Genomic DNA, 6,922 nt, shown 5'->3' with positions numbered 1-6,922 from the left:
GCGGGAGACGAACCGGACACCCTCGCAAGCCGGGGGCGGGGGGGGGGGGGGGGCGGGGCGCCCGGCGGGGGGGCCCCCCGCCCCCCCCCCCCGCTGCCGTCACGTGGCGTTGATCACTCCGTGCTCTCGGTGCCGTACGGCTCGTCCTCGACGAGCTCCGAGGACGGCTCCTCCTCGGCCGGTGTGCTCGGCTCCAGGGTGAGTGTGCGGGTGCGCGTGGTGGTCGGCTCGGCCTCGCGGGGACGGGTGGTCGGGGTCCTGGTCCTGGTGGCGGACTCGGTGGCCGACGGGTCGTCGGACGGGTCGGCCGATGGGTCGACGACGAGGGTGTACCCGGCCGGGCGGCGCGGCGGCCCGGCGGGGGCGATCTGCCAGCTCGGCGAGGGCGGAATGGTGATCCGCGGGACGCCGCTGCCGGTCTCGCCGCCGTCGTCGCGCACCGGTGCGCCCGCGTACGGATCCGACTTCAGCGGCGGCGGGGCGACGTAGGTGTCCTCGCGCTCGATGCCGAACATGCCGATCAGCACCAGCCCCACCGAGACCGCGCCTGCCGCGACCGCGGGACCGGCGATCCTGGCTCTGCTGCTCTCCATCGGTGACGCTCCTGTGGCTGGATCGGATGGCCTCACCCTAAACGAGGCCGGTGGGTGGAGCCAGGTGAGCAGCGGCACCCCCGGGGCAGAAACACAAAACTAAACGCTAGCATTTCAGATATCGAAATGGTATCGGAGGCGTGTCGCGGGCACGTGTCGTAGTAGAACAGCCGAGTGTGGTCGTAGCGTGATCGAAGTTACGCGTGAGGCGCCTGTAACCACATGAGAGACGTGAACGGTCGTCGCGCACAGCGACTTCCGGCGTCGGATTGTTCTCTGATCGGCGTCAACGAGGAGTAGATGATGGGAGCTTACTCGGCCATTCCGCTGGATGCCTCGTCCAACGGCGCCGAATCGGTCACCGCGATATCCGCGGTACCGGACTCCGCCGCCGGCGAATCCACATCCATCGCGACCGAATCGGCAGCCGCCGATCCGGACGGCACGGGCACCGGGGAATCGGTGCCGCCCTACGCGACGGCCCCCCGCGAACGCACCCCCGCCACCACGCTCGCGCGTGGCCTCGGCTGGCTGTTCTTCGTCGGTGGCCTCGTCGGTGCGGTACTCGGCATCGCTGGACTGCATGTCGAGATCACCGTGGCCGGCCTCATCCTGGCCTGCACGGCCGGGCTGATCCTGCTGAAACTGCGCTCGGACAGCGTCGTCCGGGAACCGGATTTCTGACGATCGGAACTACCGTCCGGAAAGGGCGGTTCACCGCAATGGCGCGGTGCTCCACCAGTTCATGAATTCCGTACGCGTGGCGATGAATCCGATGCTGTGCAGCACGAACCGCGAGCGCTCGGAATCACCGGAGAACTCCGTGACCATGCGCGGCCGCAGCGACGAGAAGTCCTCCAGCACGATATTGCTGTAGGACTGCCCGCTATTGGTGTCGCTCTGCCTGGTGCCCGTGGGCAGCGCCGCCACCGCCGCGGCGGCCTCCGCCGGGTTGGCGTAGGCGTAGAACTCGTAGTTGGCCTTGTTCTGGCCGCCGAAGCAGTACCAGACGGCGGTCCACGCACCGAAATCCGGCCCGGTCGCGTCCAGCCCCGAGCCGTCCGAGCGGTCCTTGCCGAAGCAGGTCGCGCCGTTCCAGCCGGGGTCGCTGAAGACGATGTCGTCCTCGTCGGCATCCGGGACCATGCGGGGAAAGCTGTTGTGCAGTGCGGCGAGGCCCTCGATCATCGCGGACTCGTCGCTGGCCGTCGTCGTCGTGGTCGGCCTGCGGGTGGTGGTCTCCTCGTCCGCGATGTCCTGCGGTTGTTCGTCGGTGCCGGTCGGCAGGGTGGTGCGGGTCGGGGCGGCGGTGGGGCCGGCCGAGCCGCGGTCCGCGCCGACGAAGGCGATGCCCGCGATCAGCGCGGCCGCGAGCAGGGCGCCGACGCCCGCGCCCGCGAGCCCGCGGTAGCGGCGCGGCGGTTTGCCGCCCAGGCCGCCGTGCGGGGCCGCGCCGTGCCCGGCGTAGTTCGTCGGGGTGTGCTGGATCGAGTGGCCCGGTGCGGAATACGGTCCCGCGTGCATCGGGTGCCCCGGAGCGGACGGGCCGTACCCGCCGCCGCCGGCCACGCCGTACCCGCCCGCAGGCGTACCGCTGCCGGCCACGCCGTACCCGCCTGCGGGCGTGCCACTGCCGGCCACGCCGTACCCGCCTGCGGGCGTGCCGTAGCCGGGTCCGCTGTACCCGCTCGCGTACGTGCCGGGGCCGCTCGACCCGTACCAGGCCCCGGGCGGACCGCCGGGGAATCCCGTTGCCACCGACGGCGTCCCACCGGACCCGGGAACGGCGTGCGGCCCGCTCGCGACCCCGGCGAGTGCGTGCCGCGCGGCCGTCGCGAACTCGGCGCAGCTCGCGAAGCGATCACCGGGGTGCTTCGCCAGGGCCCGCAGCAGCACGGCGTCCAGCGCCGCGGGCAGCCCGGGGCGCACCCTGCTCACCGGCGGCGGCGCGTCGTTGAGGTGCCCGTGGATCACCGCGACCGGATTGCTCGCCTCGAACGGCACCGTGCCGGTGAGCAGCCGGAACAGCGTCACGGCGAGCGAGTACTGGTCCGAACGGTGGTCGAGCGACCCGCCGGAGAGCTGCTCCGGCGAGGCGTAGGCGAGCGTGGCGGTGAAGGTGCCGGTCCTGGTCAGGTGCCCGGTGTCGTCACGAAGCCTGGCGATCCCGAAGTCGGTGAGGAAGATCCGCTCCTCGGCGCCGTCGCTCACCCGCTCGATCATGATGTTCGCCGGCTTGACGTCCCGGTGCAGCACACCCTTGCCGTGCGCGTAGTCCAGCGCCGCCGCCGTCTCCGCGACGATCCGCACCGCGCGGGCAGGAGGTAGCGACCCCGGCTCCAGCGACGCCGCGTCCATGCCGTCGACGTAGCGCATGGAGATCCAGAGCTGCTCGTCCTCGACCCCGCGGTCGTACACCGGCACGATCCCCGGATGGTCGAGCCGGGCGACCAGATCGGCCTCCCGCTCGAAACGGGCCCTGATCTCCGCGTCCGCGAAGAGCTCCCGGTTCAGCAGCTTCATCGCGGTCAGCCGGGGCAGCCTCGGGTGCCTGGCCAGGTACACCGAACCCATTCCGCCCCGGCCGAGCAGACGTTCGATCGTGTACCCGGCGAATACCTCGCCGGTTCTCAGCATGACATCAGTTCAACGGCGCCGAACGCCACCAGCTGAGCACTTCCTCCGGTGTGCCGTACCCGTCGGTGAACATCAGGAACTGGCTCCGGTCCGGATCGCCGCTGAACACCGTGATGATCTTGTTCCCATTGTCGCTGTACTTGTAGTTCGTGTACTGCTTGCCGCCGTTGGTATCGGTCGACTTGGTGTTCGCGGGCAGCCCGGCCACCACCGACTGCACGTCGGCGGCCGAGTTGTAGGCGTAGATCCGGTAGAACGGGTCGTCGCTGTCGCCACCCCCGTAGCAGCGCCACTGCCAGGCCCACGAGCCGAACTCCGGGTCGCCGTCGTTCGGGCTCGGGGTGTAGCTGGTGTCGGTCTCCCAGCAGGTCGAGTTGTTGTACCCGGTCTCCTCGTCGCTGGTGGCGGGCACCATGCGCGGGAACTCCTTGCTGATCGCGTCCGCGGACGGCGTGATCTTCGGGCCCGAGGCGGCGGTGGTCGTCGTGGTGCCGCCGTTGCTCGCGGAGTTCTGGCTCGCCACCACGCCGATCCCGATCACCGCGGCGAGCAGCACGACGACGCCGACGATGATGCCGACGATCAGCGTGCTGTTGTTCTTCCGCGGCGGCTGCTGCTGCGTCGGGCCGTACTGGGGATAGGTGTTCGGCGGCGGCGGGACCGGGTTGTAGCCGACCGCCTGCTGGTGTGTGTAGGGGTTGCTCTGCTGCGGGTTCTGCGCGGTGAGCGGCGGCGCCATGGCCGGGCCCGCGGTGAGCGGGGCGGCGCCGCTGGCGTACGGGTTGTGCTGGGTCGGGTACGGCGCGCCGGTCATCGGGGCGCCGGTCATCTGGTTGCCGGTGACCGGGCGCGGCCCGGTGCTCTGCGGGTGCGGCACCGGCCCGCCCACCAGCGGCAGCGACGGCGTGCTCGGGTTGCTCAGCGCGTGCTGCGCGGCGGCGGCGAAGGCGGAGCAGGACTCGAAGCGGTCGTCCGGGCGCTTCGCCATCGCCTTGGCCAGCACGCCGTCCAGTGCGTAGGAGAGCCCGGGGCGGGCGCTGCTCAGCGCGGGCGGCGCGGACTGCAGGTGGCCCTGGATCACCTGCGCCGGATTGGTCGCCGCGAACGGCCCGCTACCGGTGAAGAGCCAGAACAGCGTGCAGGCCAGCGAGTACTGGTCCGAGCGGTGGTCGAGGGTGGCGCCGGTGAGCTGCTCCGGCGAGGCGTAGGCGAGGGTGGCGGTGAAGGTGCCGGTCTGGGTGAGGTGGCCGGTGTCGTCCCGGAGCCGGGCGATGCCGAAGTCGGTCAGGTACACCCGCTCGCCCCGGCCCGCGGTGGAGCGGGCGAGCAGGATGTTGGCCGGCTTCACGTCGCGGTGCAGCACACCCATGCCGTGCGCGTAGTCCAGCGCGTCGGCGGTCTCCTTGATGATCTGCACCGCGCGCTCGGGGGGCAGCGTCTGCGGCTCCACCGAGGCCGCATCGATGCCGTCGATGTACTGCATCGAGATCCACAGCTGTTCTTCCTCGATGCCGCGGTCGTACACCGTGACGATGTTCGGGTGGTCCAGCCGGGCGACCAGGTCCGCCTCCCGCTCGAACCGCGCCCGCACCTCCTTGTCGAAGAACATCTCGCGGTTCAGCAACTTCAGCGCGGTCATCCGCGGCAGCCGCGGATGCTTCGCCAGGTAGACCGAGCCCATGCCACCGCGGCCGAGCTGCCGTTCGATGACGTAGCCGGCGAACACCTCACCGTTGGCCAGCATTGTCCGCTCCATCTCCCGCCGCGGACCGGGACCCACCGGCGCACAGGCGTACAGCACGAGAACGCGCGATCAGGCCAGGCCCGTGCGCGGAAACATCGAAACCATAGCAGTAGTCGGGCGGGTGCCCGGCCTCCGCCGAGGCGTGCCGGGCGCGGGATCCGGGGTGCATCTCAGCCGTCCCCCGCAGGGGTCTCGCCGCCCGTTTCGGCCCCGCCGGGGCGCACCCGGCCGCCGGGCGGATCGATCGCCGCCGGCCGCCCGCGCCGCCGCGGCGCCGGGCCCGCGGGCGGCGGTGGAGCCGGGATGACGGTGGGGTCCTCCGGGCGTACCGGTTCGCGGGCGCCCGGGTTCGGCGTACGGCCCGCAACCGGGTGCGCGCCGGAGCGTTGCCCGGGGTTCGGGGTGGCGTTGGTGCCGGATGGCGGTTGGTTGCCCGCTGTACCGGGACGGGCGTGTGTGCCGGACGGCGGTTGGCTGCCCGGTGCGCCGGGACGGGCGTGTGCGCCGGACGGCGGCTGGGTGCCTGGCGCTCCCTGGCGGGGGTTTCCGTTCGGGTTCGCGGCGCCGGGCCGGAGGTTCACGCCGAAGCCCCCGCCGGGGCCGGGGCCTTGCGGTCGCGCGTGGGTGCCGGAGCCGGGGCTTCCGGCCGGCGGCCGGGAAGCGTTGGCGCCCGATGGCGGCTGGGCGCCGTAACCCTGGTTCTGGCCGGAGGGCGGACGGGCGGGCTGCCCCCAGGACTGCCCGGGGTAGGGCGGTTGCCCCTGCTGGGGCCGCGCGTTGGGGTACGGCCGCTGCGGGTTCGAATAGGGGCGCGGCGGCGCCGGGTACTGCGGATAGGGCGGGCGCGGCTGCGCGCTCGGGTACGGCCCCTGCGGGTACGGCCGCGGCTGCCCGGTCGGATAGGGCTGCGCGCCGGGGCGCGGCTGCGCGGTGGGGTACGGCTGACCCGTCGGGTAGGGCGGCACCCCCGGATAGCCGGTCGGCGGCCCGCCCTGCGGCTGCACCGACCGGTGCGGCCCGCTGCGCGCCCCGTCCAGCGCCGCCTTCGCCGCCGCAGCGAAGGCCGCGCAGGTGTCGAACCGCTCGGCCGGATCCTTGGCCAGCGCCCGCATGACGACCGCGTCGAAGGCGGGCGGGAGATCCGGCCGCGCGGTGCGCGCCGACGGCACCGGCAGGTTGAGGTGCCCGTTGATCACCGCGGCCGGGTTCGCCCCCGGGTACGGCGCGGAGCCGGTCAGCATCCAGAACAGCGTGCAGGCCAGCGAGTACTGATCCCCCCTGTGGTCGAGCGAATCCCCGGCGAGGTGCTCCGGCGCGGCGTAGGCCAGGGTGGCGGTGATCGACCCGGCCGAGCCGAGCGTGGTGTCGGCGTCGCGCACGCTGGCGATGCCGAAGTCGGTGAGCAGCACCCGCTCCGGCTGCCCGATCGGGGCCTTGGCGAGCAGGATGTTCGCCGGCTTCACATCCCGGTGCAGCACCCCGTTGACGTGCGCGAAGTCCAGCGCGGCCGCGGTGTCGGCGATGATCCGCACCGCCCGCGCGGGGGGAAGCACCCCGACGTCGACGCAGGAGGCGTCGGCGCCTGCGACGAACTGCATGGAGATCCAGAGCTGATCGTCCTCGGCCCCGCGGTCGTACACGGTGACGATATTGGGGTGGTCCAGCTGCGCGACCAGATCCGCCTCGCGCTCGAAGCGCTTGCGGATCTCGGTGTCCGAGTACAGGTCGCGGCCGAGCAGCTTGAGCGCGGTGAGCCGGGGCAGCCGCGGATGCCTGGCCAGATAGACCGTGCCCATCCCGCCGAACCCGAGCACCCGCCGCACGGTGTAGCCGGCGAAGGTGTCGCCCTTCTGCAGCACTTCCGTCACTCCACCCCCCTCTCCGGGTCGCGCGCCTGGTCCTACCGATCTATCTCCGGGTGGCCCCGGCGCGCAACATCGCTCTCGGC

General features: G+C 72.4%; 5 protein-coding genes. 1 reads left to right on the top strand and 4 read right to left on the bottom strand.

Features of this window, described 5'->3' with window-relative positions; genetic code table 11:
- Positions 1-113 precede the first annotated feature (113 nt).
- Complete coding sequence (locus ACFUJ1_RS27970) at positions 114-593, bottom strand: hypothetical protein (RefSeq protein WP_378650174.1); 480 nt, start codon at positions 591-593, stop codon at positions 114-116.
- Between the two features lie 303 nt (positions 594-896).
- Here ACFUJ1_RS27970 and ACFUJ1_RS27965 point away from each other — a divergent pair, with 303 nt between their 5' ends.
- On the top strand, positions 897-1,277 hold the full coding sequence (locus ACFUJ1_RS27965; RefSeq protein ID WP_233020197.1) for a hypothetical protein: 381 nt from the start codon (positions 897-899) through the stop codon (positions 1,275-1,277).
- A 30-nt stretch (positions 1,278-1,307) separates the two neighbouring features.
- Here ACFUJ1_RS27965 and ACFUJ1_RS27960 read toward each other — a convergent pair whose 3' ends face one another.
- The 3 genes from ACFUJ1_RS27960 to ACFUJ1_RS27950 form a co-directional block, all read right to left on the bottom strand.
- Positions 1,308-3,230 carry a protein kinase gene (locus tag ACFUJ1_RS27960; protein WP_378650172.1) on the bottom strand — a complete coding sequence of 641 codons (1,923 nt, stop codon included), beginning with the start codon at positions 3,228-3,230 and terminating at the stop codon, positions 1,308-1,310.
- 4 nt (positions 3,231-3,234) lie between these two features.
- Entirely contained in the window at positions 3,235-4,974 is a 1,740-nt protein-coding gene (locus ACFUJ1_RS27955) for a protein kinase (protein ID WP_378650170.1), read from the bottom strand.
- A 170-nt stretch (positions 4,975-5,144) separates the two neighbouring features.
- On the bottom strand, positions 5,145-6,842 hold the full coding sequence (locus tag ACFUJ1_RS27950) for a protein kinase (RefSeq protein WP_378650168.1): 1,698 nt from the start codon (positions 6,840-6,842) through the stop codon (positions 5,145-5,147).
- Between the last annotated feature and the right edge of the window lie 80 nt (positions 6,843-6,922).

This window comes from Nocardia sp. NPDC057227 (genome assembly GCF_042669725.1).
In the GTDB taxonomy this organism is placed as follows: domain Bacteria; phylum Actinomycetota; class Actinomycetes; order Mycobacteriales; family Mycobacteriaceae; genus Nocardia; species Nocardia asteroides_A.
Note: the sequence above shows the minus strand (reverse complement) of the source record. Positions and strands in the feature narration are given on the sequence as shown.